At 71.2% G+C, this 15,614-nt stretch carries 13 protein-coding genes; 7 read left to right on the top strand and 6 right to left on the bottom strand.

What is annotated here, in order from left to right; genetic code table 11:
- Nucleotides 1-7 precede the first annotated feature (7 nt).
- Nucleotides 8-2,128, bottom strand: a complete 2,121-nt coding sequence (tkt, locus tag GPA10_RS19710; protein WP_058851585.1) for a transketolase — start codon at nt 2,126-2,128, stop codon at nt 8-10.
- 434 nt (nt 2,129-2,562) lie between these two features.
- Between tkt and GPA10_RS19705 the strand changes: the two genes are divergently transcribed.
- The gene (locus GPA10_RS19705; protein ID WP_343041113.1) at nt 2,563-3,516 is read left to right on the top strand and encodes a heme o synthase; all 954 of its coding nucleotides are present in this window, start codon (nt 2,563-2,565) and stop codon (nt 3,514-3,516) included.
- Between the two features lie 135 nt (nt 3,517-3,651).
- Here GPA10_RS19705 and GPA10_RS19700 read toward each other — a convergent pair whose 3' ends face one another.
- Nucleotides 3,652-4,983 carry a class I adenylate-forming enzyme family protein gene (locus tag GPA10_RS19700; RefSeq protein ID WP_157166642.1) on the bottom strand — a complete coding sequence of 444 codons (1,332 nt, stop codon included), beginning with the start codon at nt 4,981-4,983 and terminating at the stop codon, nt 3,652-3,654.
- Between the two features lie 916 nt (nt 4,984-5,899).
- Here GPA10_RS19700 and GPA10_RS19695 point away from each other — a divergent pair.
- Nucleotides 5,900-6,181, top strand: a complete 282-nt coding sequence (locus tag GPA10_RS19695; protein ID WP_157166745.1) for a hypothetical protein — start codon at nt 5,900-5,902, stop codon at nt 6,179-6,181.
- A gap of 120 nt (nt 6,182-6,301) precedes the next feature.
- The gene (locus tag GPA10_RS19690; protein WP_157166641.1) at nt 6,302-7,390 is read left to right on the top strand and encodes an amidohydrolase family protein; all 1,089 of its coding nucleotides are present in this window, start codon (nt 6,302-6,304) and stop codon (nt 7,388-7,390) included.
- A gap of 65 nt (nt 7,391-7,455) precedes the next feature.
- Here the strand turns inward: GPA10_RS19690 and GPA10_RS19685 are convergent, their stop codons facing one another.
- The 4 genes from GPA10_RS19685 to GPA10_RS19670 all read right to left on the bottom strand — a co-directional run bounded on the left by GPA10_RS19685 (nt 7,456) and on the right by GPA10_RS19670 (nt 11,609).
- Nucleotides 7,456-8,466: a COX15/CtaA family protein gene (locus GPA10_RS19685; protein ID WP_425505784.1), complete on the bottom strand. Its 1,011-nt coding sequence runs from the start codon at nt 8,464-8,466 to the stop codon at nt 7,456-7,458.
- Nucleotides 8,467-8,659: 193 nt separating this feature from the next.
- Entirely contained in the window at nt 8,660-9,430 is a 771-nt protein-coding gene (locus tag GPA10_RS19680; protein WP_157166640.1) for an ABC transporter permease, read from the bottom strand.
- 272 nt (nt 9,431-9,702) lie between these two features.
- Nucleotides 9,703-10,629, bottom strand: coding sequence for an ABC transporter ATP-binding protein (locus GPA10_RS19675; RefSeq protein WP_157166639.1), 927 nt, complete (start codon nt 10,627-10,629; stop codon nt 9,703-9,705).
- Between the two features lie 167 nt (nt 10,630-10,796).
- A complete protein-coding gene (locus tag GPA10_RS19670) occupies nt 10,797-11,609 on the bottom strand; it encodes an AAC(3) family N-acetyltransferase (protein WP_157166638.1) in 813 nt (270 codons plus the stop codon).
- A 161-nt stretch (nt 11,610-11,770) separates the two neighbouring features.
- Here GPA10_RS19670 and GPA10_RS19665 point away from each other — a divergent pair, with 161 nt between their 5' ends.
- From GPA10_RS19665 to GPA10_RS19650, 4 genes are all read left to right on the top strand, one after another.
- Nucleotides 11,771-12,571, top strand: coding sequence for a helix-turn-helix transcriptional regulator (locus tag GPA10_RS19665; protein ID WP_343041112.1), 801 nt, complete (start codon nt 11,771-11,773; stop codon nt 12,569-12,571).
- Complete coding sequence (sufB, locus tag GPA10_RS19660) at nt 12,568-13,989, top strand: Fe-S cluster assembly protein SufB (protein WP_058851576.1); 1,422 nt, start codon at nt 12,568-12,570, stop codon at nt 13,987-13,989. The genes GPA10_RS19665 and sufB overlap by 4 nt, the downstream gene beginning before the upstream one ends.
- Nucleotides 13,990-14,098: 109 nt before the next feature.
- The gene (sufD, locus tag GPA10_RS19655; protein WP_157166743.1) at nt 14,099-15,283 is read left to right on the top strand and encodes a Fe-S cluster assembly protein SufD; all 1,185 of its coding nucleotides are present in this window, start codon (nt 14,099-14,101) and stop codon (nt 15,281-15,283) included.
- Nucleotides 15,280-15,609, top strand: coding sequence for a bifunctional 3-phenylpropionate/cinnamic acid dioxygenase ferredoxin subunit (locus GPA10_RS19650; protein ID WP_058851575.1), 330 nt, complete (start codon nt 15,280-15,282; stop codon nt 15,607-15,609). Before sufD ends, GPA10_RS19650 begins: the two co-directional genes overlap by 4 nt.
- Nucleotides 15,610-15,614: the final 5 nt, after the last annotated feature.

The following is a 15,614-nucleotide window of genomic DNA, read 5'->3' as shown; positions in this document are numbered from 1 at the left end:
ATGGGCGTCAGCGCTGAGCGGCGGCGGTCCCATTCAGTGAATCGAGCACAGCCCGCGCCGCCGAGGCCACCGCGTCGGCGGTGAAGCCGAACTCGCGGAACAGCACCTTGGCGTCCGCCGACGCACCGAAGTGCTCCAGCGAGACGATGCGGCCCGCGTCACCGACGAAGCGGTGCCAGGTCAGGCCGATGCCCGCCTCGACCGCGACGCGCGCCTTGACCGACGGCGGCAGCACCGAGTCCCGGTACCCCTGGTCCTGCTCCTCGAACCATTCGACCGACGGCATCGAGACGACGCGCGTCGGGACGCCCGCCGCCTGCAGCTGCTCGCGCGCCTCCACGGCGAGCTGCACCTCGGAGCCGGTACCGATGAGAACGACCTCGGGAGTCGTGTGCTGCCCGGAGGGCCCTTCCGCCTCGAACAGGACGTACCCGCCCTTGGCGGCGTCCTCGTTGCGCTCGTACGTCGGCACGCCCTGACGGGTCAGCGCCAGGCCGTGCGGGGCGCCCTTGCCGAACTCCTTGGTGTGGCGCTTGAGGATCTCGCGCCACGCGACGGCGGTCTCGTTCGCGTCGGCCGGGCGCACGACGTTCAGGCCCGGGATGGCACGCAGCGAGGCCAGGTGCTCGACCGGCTGGTGCGTCGGGCCGTCCTCGCCGAGGCCGACGGAGTCGTGCGTCCACACGTACGTCACCGGCAGGTGCATCAGGGCCGACAGGCGCACGGCGTTGCGCATGTAGTCCGAGAAGACCAGGAACGTGCCGCCGTAGATGCGCGTGTTGCCGTGCAGCGCGATGCCGTTCATCTCCGCGGCCATGGAGTGCTCGCGGATGCCGTAGTGGATCGTACGGCCGTACGGGTCGGCCTCCGGCAGCGGATTGCCCTCCGGCAGGAACGACGACGTCTTGTCGATCGTGGTGTTGTTCGAGCCCGCCAGGTCGGCGGAGCCGCCCCACAGCTCGGGGATCACCGCGCCGAGCGCCTGCAGGACCTTGCCGGACGCGGCCCGCGTCGCGACGCCCTTGCCCGTCTCGAAGACCGGGAGCTTCTCCTCCCAGCCGGCCGGCAGCTCGCCCGCGGCGACACGGTCGAACTCGGCGGCGCGCTCGGGCTGCTGCGTACGCCAGTCGGCGAAGGACTTCGCCCATGTCGCCTTGGCCTCGCTGCCCCGCTCCAGGGCGCCGCGGGTGTGCGCGAGCACCTCGTCGGCGACCTCGAAGGACTGCTCCGGGTCGAAGCCGAGGACGCGCTTGGTGGCCGCGACCTCCTCGTCGCCGAGCGCTGAGCCGTGCGCGGCCTCGGTGTTCTGCGCGTTCGGGGCGGGCCAGGCGATGATCGAGCGCATCGCGATGAAGGACGGCCGGTCGGTGACGGCCTTGGCCTCCTGGATCGCCGCGTACAGCGCGGCCGGGTCCAGGTCGCCGTTCTCCTTGGGCTCCACGCGCTGCACGTGCCAGCCGTAGGCCTCGTACCGCTTCTCGGTGTCCTCGGAGATCGCCGTCTCCGTGTCGCCCTCGATCGAGATGTGGTTGTCGTCCCACAGCAGGATGAGGTTGCCGAGCTTCTGGTGGCCCGCCATCGAGGACGCCTCGGCGGAGATGCCCTCCTGGAGACAGCCGTCACCGGCGATGGCGTAGATGAAGTGGTCGAAGGGCGACTCGCCCGCGGCGGTGTCCGGGTCGAACAGACCGCGCTCGTACCGCGCGGCCATCGCCATGCCCACGGCGTTGGCGACGCCCTGGCCGAGCGGGCCCGTCGTCGTCTCGACACCCACCGTGTGGCCGTACTCCGGGTGACCCGGGGTCTTCGAACCCCAGGTGCGGAACGCCTTCAGGTCGTCGAGCTCCAGGCCGAAACCGGCCAGGTACAGCTGAATGTAAAGCGTCAGAGACGAGTGTCCCGCGGACAGGACGAAACGATCGCGGCCGGTCCAGTCGGCGTCCGCCGGGTCGTGCCGCATCACCTTCTGGAAAAGGGTGTATGCGGCAGGCGCGAGGCTCATGGCCGTACCCGGATGGCCGTTGCCGACCTTCTGTACGGAATCCATGGCCAGGACGCGGACGGTGTCGACAGCCCGCTGGTCCAGTTCGGTCCACTCGAGGTCTGTGGTGGTCGGCTTGGTGCTCACCCTGGGTCAGGGCTCCTCTCCACATGTCGAATGCCGGCGGCGTATGGATCCCACCGGCCGCTGACGAGCCTACCGCTGTAAGAACGTGCATTCTTTCGAGTCATTCCAGACTGCGGGGGACGGTTCGAATCCGCCTCCCGAAAGGAATCCCTTGTTCACCATGTGAATGCGGTACTGCTCATCTGCCGACTGGTTCCGGTCGTCCGTTCGACGTCCGCGCGCCGGGTGCGCGCACGTGCTCCGCACTCCCCTCCGGTCGCCTCCCGCTCCCTCCCTTCGCTCCCCGCTCCGGTCCTGTTGCCCCTCAACACGAACCCACCCCCGCGAAGGGCGAGGTATGGGCAACGTCTACAGTGGCGTGGTACGCGCGAGCCTTTACCGGATCTTCATGTCCGAACGTCCGACGCAGGGCTTGCTGGGAGTCTCTGTCAGGGGTGTGCGTGACGGCCGTTGAATCCCGTCCAGCGGGGGTAATCGGGACGAGCCAGAACCCGAGCAACCGGCCGTTCGGGGCCCGAGTCAAGGCGTTCGTGGCGCTGACCAAGCCGCGGATCATCGAGCTGCTGCTGATCACCACCGTTCCGGTGATGTTCCTCGCCGAGCAGGGGGTGCCGGACCTCACGCTGGTCCTGCTCACCTGCGTGGGCGGCTATCTCTCGGCCGGTGGCGCGAACGCGCTCAACATGTACATCGACCGCGACATCGACGCCCTCATGGAGCGCACGTCGCAGCGGCCGCTGGTCACCGGTATGGTCAGCCCCCGGGAGTGCCTGGCCTTCGGCATCACGCTCGCCGTGGTCTCCACGCTCCTGTTCGGCCTCACCGTCAACTGGCTCTCCGCCTGGCTGTCGCTCGGGGCGCTGCTCTTCTACGTCGTCGTCTACACGATGCTCCTCAAGCGGCGCACCTCCCAGAACATCGTCTGGGGCGGCATCGCGGGGTGCCTGCCGGTCCTCATCGGCTGGTCGTCGGTCACCAACTCGATGTCCTGGGCGCCGATCGTCCTCTTCCTGGTCATGTTCTTCTGGACGCCGCCGCACTACTGGCCGCTGTCCATGAGGGTGAAGGAGGACTACGCGCGCGTGGGCGTGCCGATGCTTCCGGTGATCGCCTCCAACAAGGTCGTCGCGCGCCAGATCGTCCTCTACAGCTGGGTCATGGTCGCCGTCTCGCTGCTGCTGCAGCCCCTCGGTTACACCGGCTGGTTCTACACCGCGGTCGCCCTCGCCACCGGTGGCTGGTGGCTGTGGGAAGCGCACGGGCTGCAGAACCGCGCCAAGTCCGAGGCGACCGGCGGCAAGCTCAAGGAGATGCGGCTCTTCCACTGGTCCATCACCTACGTCTCGCTGCTGTTCGTGGCGGTCGCGGTGGATCCCTTCCTGCGGTAGCCCCCGGCGGGCCCGTTCCGTTCTCGGCCCCGTTTTCCGTTTCCTTTCCGCTTCCCCTTCCCGTCCCTCTTCTGCTTCCTGTTCCTCCTCCTGTCCCTCCTGTTCCTCCTCCTCTCCTTCCTCCTCGCCTTCCTGTTATTCCTCTCCCTCTTTCCGGGCCGGGTACAGGTAGCCGTCCGCGTCCCGCCGGGCCGTGCGGCCGGTGCGGAACCAGCCGTCCCGGAGCACCGCGTCCGTGGCCCGCGCGTCCCCGAGGTACCCGTCGAACAGGGACGGGCCGCGCACCCACAGCTCGCCGTCCACGACCCGCACTCCGACACCCGGCGCGGGGGACCCGAAGCTGCCCGGCCGCGCGCGGACGTCGGCGTGGTCGAGCGCGGCGATGTCGCCCGTCTCGGGGGCGCCGAGGACGGCACGGACGAGGGCGGCGGGGGTCGCGGTACGGATCGCCTCCAGGAGCTGGGAGGGCGTGTCGTACGGATCCTGCGCCTCCACGACGGCGAGGCGCAGGGGGGCCAGCTGGTGGGGAGCGGTGTCCAGGACGGCCCACCACACGTCGGGCGGGCCCGTCAGCCGGGCGGCCCGGTGCTCCCGCACGGCCGCGCAGACCGCCGCCGGGCCCGGTCGCGCGGGCAGGACGACGGTGCCCCGTGTCTGCCACTGGCGCAGGACGGCCGTCCAGGCGGCCGGGTGCCCCGGCGGGAAGGCGCAGACCAGGGTGCCCGGGGGCTCGGGCCGGCACCCGGGGTGGGTGCGCAGGGCGCTCGCACGGTGGGAGAGGACTATGCCTCGCGGGAGTGGGGTGTCGGCGGGGCCGGGGGTGCCGGTGAACAGGATCAGGTGGGGGTCGGACTCGTCGGCAGGTGTCCGGCCGGGGGGTTGCCGGCGCTCGTGGGGCGGCCGTCCGGGTGGTTCACCGACTGGCGGGGTCCCTTGTTCCGGTACGAGGATCTCCTGCCGTTGCAGGAACTCCTGGAGTACGAGGTGCTGGGCGCCCGCGGTGGTGGCGCTCCGGGCGCGCCGGGCACCTGCGCCGGTGCCCGGCTTCGGTTGCGGTTCTGACCCCGGTCGCGGTTCCGTCCACGGTTCCTCTTCCAGTTCTGGTTCCGGTTCCGGTTCCTGTTCCTGTTCCGCCCACGGTTCGTCCGTGACGACGAGCCGCGGTGCCGCCGCCCGTACGACAGCGGTCGTGGCCGTGCCCTTGCCCCGCGGGTCCAGCGGGACGAACACCGCACCGGCCCGCGCCGCCCCGGCGAACAGCGGCAGCGCGGCGAACAGGTCGCCCGTCAGGCAGACGACACGGTCCCCGCGCCGGACACCGCGCGCCCGCAGGCACCCGGCGGCCCGGTCGGCCGCCGCGTCCAGTTCCGCGAAGCCGAGCGCGCGGCTCCCGCACACCACGGCCGGGCGGTGCGGGTGCGCTTCCGCGGCGGACCGGAAGACCTCGTCGATCAGCAGACCGGTCATGCTCCCCGGTCCTACCATGGGGCGGTACGGGGCGGAACGTATGTGCGAGCCATGGGCCGACTCCGGGCGCACCGTGGCCGAGACCACGCCACCCGGACGTCGCCGAACGATTTACCCGTCGGTAGCATCCTGTGCCATGGCAGACACGGAGCAGGGCACGGAGCAGAGCGCGGACCAGGGCACTGAAGAGGGCACCGCCGCCACGGCTGCGGCCTCCACGTCCGCGCCCGCGGACAAGGAGGCCGGAGGCAAGGAAGGCGCTACGGCCGCGGGGAGCGCCGGGGACGCAGAGAAGGCGGAGGGCTCCTCGCCCACCGAGGCCACCGGGGGCGTCGCGGCTGCTGAGGGCGCTGGCCCCGCTGAGGGCGTCGAGGCCGCTGAGACCGTCAAGGCTGCCGAGGGCGACAAGGCCGCTGAGGGCGACAAGGCCGCCGAGGGCGACAAGGCCGCTGAGGGCGACAAGGCCGCTGAGGACCCCAAGCCTGCGGCAGTGGCTGAGCCTGCCGAGGGCGCCAAGGCGGTTGAGACCCCCAAGCCTGCCGAGGCCACCGATTCTGCCGGGGCTGCCAAGCCCGCCGAGGCGAAGCCTGCCGAGACCGTCAGGCCCGCCGAGACGGTCAAGCCCGCCGAGACGGTCAAGCCTGCTGAGACGGCCAAGCCTGCTGAGACGGCCAAGCTCGCCGAGGCGGCCAAGCCCGCTGAAAGCCCCAAGCTCGCCGAGGCGGCCAAGCCTGCTGAGGCGGCCAAGCCTGCTGAGGCGGCCAAGCCCGCTGAGACGGCCAAGCCCGCTGAAAGCCCCAAGCCCGCCGAGACGGCCAAGCCGGCCGAGCCCGCCGAGCCCGCCGAAGCCCCCAAGGACCCCGCCGCCCTCAAGGCCGCCAAGGAGGCCGCCCGGGTCGAGCGTGCGGCCGGGAAGCTGGCCAAGGCGATCACCGTGTTCGCGCGGAAGCACGGCGGGGCCGAGGGGCAGGTCGCCTACATCGGTGAGCGCGGTGCGCGCATCGTCCTCGTCGGTGCGGACGGCAACTGGGGCGACCTCGTGGCACCGACCCACAAGATCGCGACGACCGCCGTGGAGCGGGCCGGAATCACCGTCCACGAGGACTTCGACGGCGAATTCGCGGCCAAGGTGAAGACTGGACCGTACGAGTGGACGCGCATGGCGGGCATCCAGGTCGGCGGCCCCGCGAACGGCTGAGACACGCGCGGGCCGGGCCCCGAGCGGCGCGGCCAGCAACACCTGACGCCGGGCTCACCCGTTAGGACCGTAGGTACACACAGACACACCCAGGTACACGGTCCATGCAGGGGAGCCAGGATGATCGAAACACCGTCCCTGGTGGACCAGCACTGCCACGGCGTCCTGCGGACGGAGCTGGGCCTCGGCACCTTCGAGGCCCATCTCGGCCGGGGGGAGGGCCCGCCCGCCCCCGGCACCACCTTCTTCGACACCCAGACGGGTTTCGCCGTGCGCCGCTGGTGTCCGCCGCTGATCGGTCTCGAACCGCACTGTCCGCCCGCCCGCTATCTCGCGCGCCGCCGCGAGCTCGGGGTCCTGGAGGCCGGCCGGCTGCTGCTGCGCGGCAGCGGGATCACGACGTACCTCGTCGACACCGGTCTGCCCGGTGACCTGACGGGACCCGGCGAACTGGCGTCGGCCGGTGCGGCGGACGCCCACGAGATCGTCCGTCTCGAACTCCTCGCCGAGCAGGTCGCCGACACCTCGGGAACGGTCGACTCCTTCCTCGCCAACCTCGCCGAGTCCGTGCACGGCGCCGCGAACGGGGCCGTGGCCTTCACCTCCGTCGCGGGGGCGCGCGGGCGCCGGGCGCTCGCCGCCGAACCGCCGGGCCCCGGTGAGGTGCGCGGGGCGGTGGGACGGTGGCTGGCCGGACGGCAGGTGGGCGGCGAACTGACGGACCCGGTGCTGCTGCGGCATCTGCTGTGGATCGCCGTCGCCTCCGGGCTGCCCCTGCAACTGCACGCGGGTGCCGCCGACCCGGAGGGCTCCTTCGAGGACTTCGCCCGCGCGACGGCCGGGCTCGGCACCGATCTGGTGCTCCTCGGCACCTATCCGCACCACCGCGCCGCGGCCCACCTCGCGGGTGTCTTCCCGCACGTGTACGCGGACCTCGGCTCCGCGCTCGTACGGACCGGGGCGCGGGCGGCGGCCGTCCTCGCCGAGATCCTGGAGCTGGCCCCCTTCGGCAAGCTGCTGTTCTCCAGCGGCGCGCAGGGGCTGCCCGAACTGCACGTGGTGGGCGCGCACCTGTTCAGGGAGGCACTCGGACGGGCGCTCGGCTCCTGGGTCGCGGACGGCGCGTGGTCGCTGACGGACGCGCAGCGCGTGGCCGGGCTGATCGCGGCGGGCAACGCGGAGCGCGTCTACGGACTCGCGGAGGGGTAGCCGCCGGACGGCGCACCGTGAGGGGCGGGCCGGTCCTCCAGCCGCGGGTTCACAGGATCGCGGGTTCAGACAGTGGAGAGCGCCGGGTCCGCCTGGGTCGGGACCCCGGGCGAGAGCACCGGCCGCTCCCGCAGCGACAGGAGCACCCGTACCACCCCGATCCACACCAGGCATGACCCCAGCATGTGCGCCGCCACCAGCACCTCGGGCAGGTCCGTGAAGTACTGGACGTACCCGATGACGCCCTGGGCGAGCAGGATCAGGAACAGGTCCCGGGTACGGGCCAGCGGCCCGGGGGGCGCGTCGACCGCCTTCAGGACGAACCACAGGGCGAACGTCAGCGTCACCACGACCCACGCGAGGACGGCGTGCAGCTTGGTCACGCCCTCCCAGTCCAGGCCCACCGCGCCGACGTTCATGCGCGGTACGTCACTGGAGTCACCGGCGTGCGGACCCGCGCCGGTCACCACCGTGCCCACCGCGATGAGCAGCACCGAGACCCCGACCAGGACCCACACCAATTGCGCGACGGCCTTGCCGACGAGCGGGCGGGGCTCCGCGTCGCCCTCCCGCGTGCGCTGCCACATGGTCGTGGCGACCGCGATCAGCGCGGTGGAGAGCAGGAAGTGCGCGGCGACCGTGTACGGGTTGAGGCCGACGAGGACGACGATGCCGCCGAGCACCGCGTTGCCCATGACCAGCCAGAACTGCGTCCAGCCGTACCGGGTCAGGCTGCGCCGCCACGGCTTCTGCGAGCGCACGGCGATGATGGCCCAGCCGACGGCGGCGCACAGCACGTACGTCAGCAGGCGGTTGCCGAACTCGACGACCCCGTGGAAGCCCATCTCGTGGGTCGCGGTGAGCGATTCGTCGGTGCACTTGGGCCAGGTCGGGCAGCCGAGACCGGACCCGGTGAGCCGGACGGCGCCGCCGGTGACCACGATGACCACCGTCATCACGAGCGAGGTGAGCACCGCGCGCCGGACGGTCCGATCGGTCGGGGTCCAGCGTTCCGCGATGAAGGCGAGCGGATTGCGTGCTGCTTGAGCCAGTCCGGCCCGGGTCACGTTTGGCACGGGCCCATCGTAGGGGGCCGCTTGTGCACGGCTTCACGAGGGGGACGTATCCGGTCCATTTGTGACGCCGGTTACGCCGGTTACACGGGAGACGCCGGTCACGCCAGGTCACGCCGGTGACAGTGGCAGTGACAGTGATGACGCCGGGTGACGGCGATGACGCCGCGCGACGGCGATGACGCCGATGTCGCGACTACTCCCAGCGGAAGAACCGCCCGGCCGCACCGAGCCCGAGCACCGCCCACACCGCGAGGATCCCGAGGTCGCCCCACGGCATCGACGCGCCGTCCTGGAGGACGTCCCGCAGCCCGTCGGAGAGCGCCGAGATGGGCAGCAGGGCGAGCGCCGACTCGACGCCGCCGGGGAACTTGTCGAGGGGCACGATCACGCCGCCGCCGACCAGCAGGAGCAGGAAGACCAGGTTGGCGGCGGCCAGCGTCGCCTCCGCCTTGAGGGTGCCCGCCATCAGCAGGCCGAGCCCGGAGAAGGCGGCCGTGCCGAGGACGAGGAGCAGCAGGACGGCGAACGGGTTGCCGTGCGGCGACCAGCCGAGCGCGAAGGCGACGGCGGTGAGCAGCGCGATCTGGAGCACCTCGGTGACCAGGACGGACAGCGTCTTGGCGGTCATCAGACCCCAGCGCGGCAGCGGCGAGGCACCGAGCCGCTTGAGCACTCCGTACCGCCGCTCGAAGCCCGTCGCGATGGCCTGTCCGGTGAAGGCCGTCGACATGACGGCGAGGGCGAGGACGCCGGGCGCGAGGAAGTCGACCGCCTCGCCGTCTCCCGTGTCGACGATGTCGACCGCGCTGAAGAGGACGAGTAGGAGGGTCGGGATGACGACGGTGAGCAGCAGCTGCTCGCCGTTGCGCAGCAGCATCTTCGCCTCCAGGGCCGCCTGCGCGCCGATCATGCGGGGGAGCGGGGCGGCGCCCGGCTTCGGCGTGTACGTACCGGCGGCGCTCATCCGCGCAGCTCCTTACCCGTGAGCTCCAGGCTGTGTCGTCCCGGGGGGCGACCCCCGGACCCCCGGCCGAAATGCGGGTGGGCCTGCGTCATGAGCGCAACTCCTTGCCGGTGAGCTCCAGGCTGTGTCGTCCCGGGGGGCGACCCCCGGACCTCCGGCCGAAATGCGGGTGGGCCTGCGTCATGAGCGCAACTCCTTGCCGGTGAGCTCCAGGCTGTGTCGTCCCGGGGGGCGACCCCCGGACCTCCGGCCGAAATGCGGGTGGGCCTGCGTCATGAGCGCAACTCCTTGCCGGTGAGCTCCAGGAAGACGTCTTCGAGGGTGTGGCGTTCGACCGAGATCCGGTCCGGCATGACGCCGTGCTGGGCGCACCAGGAGGTGACGGTGGCGAGCAGCTGGGGGTCGACGGTGCCGCTGACGCGGTAGGCGCCGGGGGTGAGTTCCGCGGCGGCGGAGTCCGGGGGCAGCGCCTTGAGCAGGGAGGCGACGTCGAGCCCGGGGCGGCCGGTGAAGCGGAGCGTGTTCTCGGCGCCGCCGCGGCACAGCTCCTCGGGGCTGCCCTGGGCGATGACCTTGCCCGCGTCGATGATCGCGACGTCGTCGGCGAGTTCCTCGGCCTCGTCCATGTGGTGCGTGGTGAGGATGACGGAGACGCCGTCGGCGCGCAGATCGCGTACGAGGTTCCAGGTGGCGCGGCGGGCCTGCGGGTCGAGGCCCGCGGTCGGCTCGTCGAGGAAGACGAGTTCGGGCCTGCCCACCACGGCCATGGCGAGCGCGAGGCGCTGCTGCTGGCCGCCGGAGAGGCGCCGGTAGGTGGTGCGGCCGCAGGAATCGAGGCCGAGGCGTTCGATGAGCGCGCCGACGTCCAGCGGGTGGGCGTGCAGCTTGGCGACGTGACGCAACATCTCGTCGGCGCGGGCGCCGGAGTAGACGCCGCCGGACTGGAGCATCACGCCGATGCGGGGCCGCAGCGCGGCGGCCTCCCGGACCGGGTCGAGGCCGAGGACGCGGACCTCGCCCGCGTCCGGCCCGCGGTAGCCCTCGCAGGTCTCGATGGTGGTGGTCTTGCCGGCGCCGTTCGGGCCGAGGACGGCCGTGACGGCGGCCGCGCGGACGTCCAGGTCGAGGCCGTCCACCGCGGTCTTTGTCCCGTACCGCTTGACCAGACCCCGGGCCTGGACGACGGACTCATTTCCCATGCCGGGAAGTCTAGAGAGCGCTGCCCGCCCCTCGGCCGGGGGGCGTCCCGTAAGGGGCGCGGGGAACTGCGCGGCCAGCCAGGAAGTACCCGCGGACGCGTCTGCGCCCTTCTCGGCAGACGCGTCTGCGGCTCGTCGCGCGCTGAGCGCGCAGTTCCCCGCGCCCCTCAAGGGGTCCCCGGCCGGTGCTTCGGCAGCCACGCCTGCGCGTAAGCCACCGCGTCGGCCAGAGGGAAGAGGCGGGCCGTCGCCGCCCCGACCGAGCCGCGCAGCACGGGCCGCTCCCGTTCGTAGTCCGCGCCCAGCTCGTCGAAGCGCGTCTCGTCGATGTCGGTCTCGCGGACCGTCATCCAGCGGCGGCGGCCGTCGTCCGTCATGACGGCGAACGAGTTCTCCACCAGGGGCGCCGGCACCGGGAGCCGGTACTCCGCCAGGTGGAAGGCGGTGCACGCGCCGAAGCCCGCCCCCAGGAGCAGCACGCGCGCCCCCGCCGCCTCGAGGCGGGCCAGCGGGCTGTGCTCGCCGAGTCGGCAGTCCAGGGCGTGGCCGTCCACCAGGTGCTCCGCGCGGGGCCCGACGGCCGCGAAGGAGGTCTGCGGGTGGGCGCTGCGGACGGCTCCGGGCCAGGTGCGTACGGTCTCGGGCAGGACGCCGACGCCGCGCGTGCGGGCGGTGCGCGGGTCGTACGCGGGCATCGTGGCGCGGATGGTGGGCCACCACTCGGCGGGCACGGGCGGATGCTGCCACTCCGCGGGATCGGAGATGCCGCCGGAGTGGGTGGGCGCCACCAGCGTCCCGTCGTCACCCAGACAGTCGAGCAGGGCGAGGACGACCGCTTCGGGGCCGCCGTTGACCCAGCCGAGGGAGCTGAGCGAGGTGTGGACGAGCACCGTGTCGCCGGGCCGCAGTCCCAGGGTGCGCAGGTCCGCCGCGAGCGAGTCGCGCGTGCACAAAGGGCCGGTGAGAGGGGGTGTCGACATGTCCAAGGAGTGTCCTGGACGGGGTCGTCGCCCGCCACTGATTTGATCGATCAGTGATCGTTTTACCAGGTCAGCTTAGGTGAGCCTAAGTGATGCACGGCACCGAACACTGATCCGGGCGCGGGTTGTCAGGCTCTGAGGAATTACGCAACAATGGCGTTGTGAAAAACGTTGGCGAGGCTCGGGAGGTCCCGGAGAGGGCCCCCCAGGAAGAGTTCGCGACCGGTGAGCGGTCCACCCGCAACCGCGTCGCGCGCTCCATCCTGGACCACGGCCCGTCCACCGTCGCGGACCTCGCCGGACGGCTCGGCCTGACCCAGGCCGCGGTCCGCCGCCATCTGGACGCCCTGGTCCAGGAGAACGTGGTCGAGGGCCGCGAGAAGCGGGTCTACGGCGCGCGTACCCGAGGCCGCCCGGCCAAGGTCTTCGCGCTGACGGACTGCGGCCGTGACGCCTTCGACCAGTCCTACGACAAGCTGGCGGCCGACGCCATGCGCTGGATCGCCCTGACCCACGGCGAGGCCGCGGTCGCGGAATTCGCCCGCGCCCGCATCGCCGAGCAGGCCGAGGCCTACCGCGCGGCCATCGAGGCCGCCCCTCCGGAACGGCGCACCGACGCCCTGGCGAAGGCGTTGACCGCCGACGGGTACGCTGCTACGGCGCGCAGCGCACCGGTGGGCGAGCAGCTCTGCCAGCACCACTGCCCCGTAGCGCACGTCGCCGAGCAGTACCCACAGCTCTGCGAGGCGGAGACGGAGATCTTCTCCGCGCTCCTCGGGACGCACGTCCAGCGACTCGCCACCATCGCCCACGGCGACGGCGTCTGCACGACGTACATCCCCAAGGCGGCCCCGCAGCCCGCCGGCAGTGCCGACAACACTGCCGACAGCACGGGCGGCACCGACATCGCTGAAAACACTGCCAACACTTCTGCAAGCACGGCCGGGAGGAACCCCGCATGACTCTCCCCACGGAGACTGCCCACCCTGAGCTCGAGGGCCTGGGCAAGTACGAATACGGCTGGGCCGACTCCGACACGGCCGGTGCCTCTGCCAAGCGCGGCATCAACGAGGACGTCGTCCGGGACATCTCCGCGAAGAAGAACGAGCCGGAGTGGATGACCAAGCTCCGCCTCAAGGGCCTGCGCCTGTTCGAGAAGAAGCCCATGCCGAACTGGGGCTCGGACCTCTCCGGCATCGACTTCGACAACATCAAGTACTTCGTGCGCTCCACGGAGAAGCAGGCGGAGTCCTGGGAGGACCTGCCCGAGGACATCAAGAACACGTACGACAAGCTCGGCATCCCCGAGGCGGAGAAGCAGCGCCTGGTCGCCGGTGTCGCCGCGCAGTACGAGTCCGAGGTCGTCTACCACCAGATCCGTGAGGACCTGGAGGAGCAGGGCGTCATCTTCCTGGACACCGACACCGCCCTGAAGGAGCACCCGGAGCTCTTCAAGGAGTACTTCGGCACGGTCATCCCGGTCGGCGACAACAAGTTCGCGTCGCTGAACTCCGCCGTGTGGTCCGGCGGCTCCTTCATCTACGTGCCGAAGGGCGTGCACGTCGAGATCCCGCTCCAGGCCTACTTCCGCATCAACACGGAGAACATGGGCCAGTTCGAGCGGACGCTGATCATCGTCGACGAGGACGCCTACGTCCACTACGTCGAGGGCTGCACGGCGCCGATCTACAAGTCGGACTCCCTGCACTCCGCGGTCGTCGAGATCATCGTGAAGAAGGGCGCCCGCTGCCGCTACACGACGATCCAGAACTGGTCGAACAACGTCTACAACCTGGTCACCAAGCGCGCCGTGGCCTACGAGGGCGCGACCATGGAGTGGATCGACGGCAACATCGGCTCCAAGGTGACGATGAAGTACCCCGCCGTCTACCTGATGGGCGAGCACGCCAAGGGCGAGACCCTCTCCATCGCCTTCGCGGGCGAGGGCCAGCACCAGGACGCCGGCTCCAAGATGGTCCACATGGCGCCGAACACCTCGTCCAACATCGTCTCCAAGTCGGTGGCCCGCGGCGGCGGCCGCACGTCGTACCGCGGCCTGGTCGAGATCGGCGAGGGCGCCCCCGGCTCGAAGTCGAACGTGCTGTGCGACGCGCTGCTCGTCGACACCATCTCCCGCTCCGACACGTACCCCTACGTGGACGTCCGCGAGGACGACGTGTCCATGGGCCACGAGGCCACCGTCTCCAAGGTCTCCGAGGACCAGCTCTTCTACCTGATGAGCCGAGGCCTCACCGAGTTCGAGGCGATGGCGATGATCGTGCGCGGCTTCGTCGAGCCCATCGCGAAGGAGCTGCCCATGGAGTACGCCCTGGAGCTCAACCGGCTGATCGAGCTGCAGATGGAGGGCGCGGTGGGCTAGGGCGCCCCGCCGAACCGATCACAACTCCGGGCTCAGTCGCTGAGCCCCATGAGCCTGCCGCCGGCGGCAGGTGCAAACAATGAGGCAGAAAGCGAGCAACACCGAAGCCATGGCTCAGGCTCAGAACATCCCGGTGGGCGGCACCACCTCCGGCTCGATCGCGGTGGCCGCCGAGTCGACCGTCGCCACGCGCATGAGCGCCCCCCCGTCCTTCGACGTGGCGGACTTCCCGGTGCCGCACGGCCGCGAGGAGGAGTGGCGGTTCACCCCGCTGGAGCGGCTGCGCGGGCTGCACGACGGCACCGCGGTCGCCACCGGCGACGGTGTGAGGGTCGACATCGACGCCCCCGAGGGCGTCGTCGTCGAGTCCGTCGGCCGTGACGACGCGCGGGTCGGCAAGGCGGGCGTCCCCGTGGACCGCGTCGCCGCCCAGGCCTACTCCGCGTTCAAGGAGGCCGGTGTCGTCACCGTCCCCAAGGAGACGGTGCTCACCGAGCCGATCCGCATCGCCGTGCACGGCGAGGGCGGCGTCGCCTACGGCCACCAGGTCATCGAGCTCGGTGCCTTCGCCGAGGCCGTCGTGGTGATCGACCACACCGGTGACGCCGCGCTCGCGGCCAACGTCGACTACGTCCTCGGCGACGGTGCCAAGCTGACCGTCGTCTCCGTCCAGGACTGGGACGACAAGGCCGTGCACGTCGGCCAGCACAACGCCCTGATCGGCCGGGACGCGAGCTTCAAGTCCTTCGTGGTCACCTTCGGCGGCGACCTCGTGCGCCTGCACCCGCGCGTGCAGTACGCGGGCACCGGCGGCGAGGCCGAGCTGTTCGGCCTGTACTTCACGGACGCGGGCCAGCACCAGGAGCACCGCCTCCTGGTCGACCACAACGTCCCGCACTGCAAGTCCAACGTCGTCTACAAGGGCGCGCTCCAAGGCGACGACGCGCACGCCGTGTGGATCGGTGACGTCCTCATCGAGGCCAGGGCCGAGGGCACCGACACCTACGAGATGAACCGCAACCTCGTCCTGACGGACGGCGCCCGCGTCGACTCCGTGCCGAACCTGGAGATCGAGACCGGCGAGATCGTCGGCGCCGGTCACGCCAGCGCCACCGGCCGCTTCGACGACGAGCAGCTGTTCTACCTGATGGCGCGCGGCATCCCGCAGCAGGAGGCGCGCCGCCTCGTGGTGCGCGGCTTCTTCGCCGAGCTGGTCCAGCAGATCGGTGTCGCGGACATCGAGGAGCGGCTCATCACGAAGATCGAAGAGGAGCTGGAGGCGTCCGTCGCATGACGTACGTACGCGCCTGCGGCCTGAGCGAGCTGGAGGAGGACACCCCCAAGCGGGTGGAACTCGACGGCACGCCGGTCTCGGTCGTCCACACCGAGGGTGAGGTGTTCGCGATCCACGACATCTGCTCGCACGCGAACGTCTCCCTCTCCGAAGGCGAGGTGGAGGACTGCCAGATCGAGTGCTGGCTGCACGGCTCCGCCTTCGACCTGCGTACCGGCAAGCCGTCCGGCCTGCCCGCGACGCGCCCCGTCCCCGTATACCCCGTAAAGATCGAAGGGGGCAGCGTCCTTGTCGACGTACACGCCTCCCTCACCCAGGAGTCCTGAGGCAC

The organism is Streptomyces typhae, from assembly GCF_009755605.1.
GTDB classification, from domain to species: domain Bacteria; phylum Actinomycetota; class Actinomycetes; order Streptomycetales; family Streptomycetaceae; genus Streptomyces; species Streptomyces typhae.
The sequence above is the reverse complement of the archived record's forward strand: the minus strand, read 5'-3'. Positions and strand labels throughout refer to the sequence as shown.

Coding starts and splice junctions, on each gene's coding strand:
- GPA10_RS19675 (WP_157166639.1), bottom strand. CDS start 10,629: ATGGGAAATGAGTCCGTCGTCCAGGCCCGGGGTCTGGTCAAGCGGTAC.
- GPA10_RS19680 (WP_157166640.1), bottom strand. CDS start 9,430: ATGAGCGCCGCCGGTACGTACACGCCGAAGCCGGGCGCCGCCCCGCTC.
- GPA10_RS19650 (WP_058851575.1), top strand. CDS start 15,280: ATGACGTACGTACGCGCCTGCGGCCTGAGCGAGCTGGAGGAGGACACC.
- GPA10_RS19700 (WP_157166642.1), bottom strand. CDS start 4,983: ATGACCGGTCTGCTGATCGACGAGGTCTTCCGGTCCGCCGCGGAAGCG.
- GPA10_RS19670 (WP_157166638.1), bottom strand. CDS start 11,609: ATGTCGACACCCCCTCTCACCGGCCCTTTGTGCACGCGCGACTCGCTC.
- sufB (WP_058851576.1), top strand. CDS start 12,568: ATGACTCTCCCCACGGAGACTGCCCACCCTGAGCTCGAGGGCCTGGGC.
- GPA10_RS19690 (WP_157166641.1), top strand. CDS start 6,302: ATGATCGAAACACCGTCCCTGGTGGACCAGCACTGCCACGGCGTCCTG.
- sufD (WP_157166743.1), top strand. CDS start 14,099: ATGGCTCAGGCTCAGAACATCCCGGTGGGCGGCACCACCTCCGGCTCG.